Here is a 2265-nt window from a genome sequence, read left to right on the forward strand (position 1 = left end):
AGAACGCCCTCCATTATGACGATGGCCTGGAAGATGGCCTAGAGGGGGGCGGCTGCGCCGACAGGCGCTCCGGCCCTCCCTCTTTAAGACTTGATAAGACTCCGACAAGTGAACGGGATATTCTTATCAGCCTAGGGGAATCATCGGATCAGCACTATGAGGAAGGGAGAACGACGACTCTTTATTGTCGAAATTCTGGTCATAAGAGGGTGCTTCCTAAGCGGTGCAAGGGCAGGACATGCCCTGTCTGTAGGGAAAGAGACTTCGCTAGGCTCTGTGTCCAATATAAGACGGTTCTCCAATCGGTAAGCCATCCTAAGTTCATAACGATTTCACCAAAAAACGTCGTCAACCTAACTCAACGCTATGTGAGGTGGTTTCACTGTGCGGTGAAAAAGCTTCTGCGTCGTGCTCGATGGAAGGAGGTGATTCATGGGGGTGTGCTGTTTGCGGAGTGTACGAATATCGGGAACGGGTGGCACCCTCATCTGCATGGTCTCATAGATGCCTGGTTTGTCGATAAGAAGGAGTTCGCAAAGGAAATTAGTGAAGAGCTAGGCGTTCCGTGTTTTGTCGATGTTCAAGAGTGGGATAAGCCTGAGAATATTCTGAAGTACTGTCTTGGGTATCTGAAGAAGTCGCCAGATATTTATAGGGTGGATGGTCTATCCAAGAAGCAATTAAAGCTAGGGCATTCAAAGCAGTATGTCGGGTCATGGAACGCGGTGAGGGAAAGGAAATTCAAGTTTGATTCAGCCTATAGGGGGGTAAGGACTGTGATTCCATTTGGCAAGCTCTACGGGGTGAAGAGGCCGGAAAAGAAGCCGTTGCAGTGTGAGTGTGGTTGTAAGGAATGGCTCTCGGAGTTTGGTCTGCGGTCCATGATCCTTGATGAAGAGGGGGCGGAAACGAATCTAAGTAGAAAGCGGGGTGCCGTGTTCCATGGGTCTCCATCAAAGCCAGTTGGTAGGAAGTGGCGTGATGAGATTTTAAGAGAAACGGAGGTGGATGATGGCTCGGAATAAAGGGCCTGGGTGGGTGGTTCGGAGTATTGAGGGGCGTCAACGGTGTGCGTGTAAGGTCTGTGGCCGGTCGCTAGTGGTCGAGCGGTCTAGTCGTGGTGATGCGGCGCGGTGCTTTGTCTGTGCTCGGGTCGTGGTCTATGGGGAATTAATAACAGGCGATGATTCCGGGTTTTCTGTCGAAACTGTTTTCTATCCCTTACTAGGTGAGGTGTGAAGGTGAAGGATTGCAAAAGGGGAAGGCCTCTTTGTGAGGTCTGTAGGGTGCCTGTCTGTCGGTTGCGGTTGTCTCGGGGGTATTGGTGCTCATCGTGTCAGACAAGAATAGGTGCAAGGTTTGGAAGTTATTAATTTTCAACAAGGGGGGGGTGATGTCGTGAGATTCAAGCTTAATGCTCGTTGTGGCCGGTGTGATGTGCGGATGGTCTTTTCGTCGATGCCTGGGGTCAAGGTGTTCACCTGTCCTGTCTGTGATCGGGTCACGGTCAGAGCTGAGACGGTTACGGCTGGGGATGCCTATGACGCCAGAATGAAAGCACAGGGGTATCATCGGCTCCGGTAGAAAACATCATCCCTGCCAACCCCTACAAACCCTCGGGTTGCAGGGAAACTCTTTGTGGTGAAGCCCTGGTTTTGGCGGAATGCCTAGGCAGGGGGTGAAGGTGGGGAGAGAAGGGAAACATCTAGGCGTGAGGCTCCACAGGGCGAACACACTACAGTCTGGAAGGTTGGCCGGTGAAGGTGCGGGTGGTGAGGCGGTTTCAAGGGCAGTTGACAGGGGAAGTGGGTGAGAGTAAAAGGGAACACATGCCAAGCAAGAAAAAGCGATTCAGCATCCTCCTGTCTCATGATCTGCATAGGGTAGTCCAAGCCTGGGGTCAAGCCTCTGGTACTCATGCCTCAACGGTCGTTGCGGCATTCCTCGAAGAGAATAAGCCCATAATTGAGGCCATGACAGCGGCGATTGAGGCTCGGAAGGGGGGCAAAGAAGAAGAGGCAATCAAAGCGATGGCCGTCCTAACTGGGGCGGCTTTGTCGCATCTAGGGGAAGCGATGAAGGGGAAGCGGTCTAAATAAAACTGGCTCTTGCAGGGTGCGACCCCTACAAGAGCCAAGAGAGAGAACCAAGGAAACACGCTTGGGGAAGCGTTCCTGCATTCTCTCTCTTGTGCCTCTCTAGGTCAAGCCCTGCCTGTAGTCCTTACAGGGTGGTGCATGGCCTATCTCTCAACTCCGACACGTA

The 2265-nt window shown here is 52.5% G+C and carries 2 protein-coding genes; both read left to right on the top strand.

The annotated features are described in order from the left end of the window. Positions 1-1025, top strand: a 1025-nt coding sequence (locus KF784_20095) for a protein rep (protein ID MBX3121360.1), incomplete at its 5' end; no start/stop codon positions are given. A gap of 804 nt (positions 1026-1829) precedes the next feature. Beyond that, positions 1830-2099, top strand: a complete 270-nt coding sequence (locus KF784_20100; GenBank protein ID MBX3121361.1) for a hypothetical protein — start codon at positions 1830-1832, stop codon at positions 2097-2099. Positions 2100-2265: the final 166 nt, after the last annotated feature.

Source organism: Fimbriimonadaceae bacterium, from assembly GCA_019638775.1.
Taxonomy (GTDB): Bacteria; Armatimonadota; Fimbriimonadia; order Fimbriimonadales; family Fimbriimonadaceae; genus JAHBTD01.

What these genes read in the sequence shown, in the direction of transcription:
- KF784_20100 (MBX3121361.1), top strand. Translation starts at nt 1,830, where the DNA reads ATGCCAAGCAAGAAAAAGCGATTCAGCATCCTCCTGTCTCATGATCTG.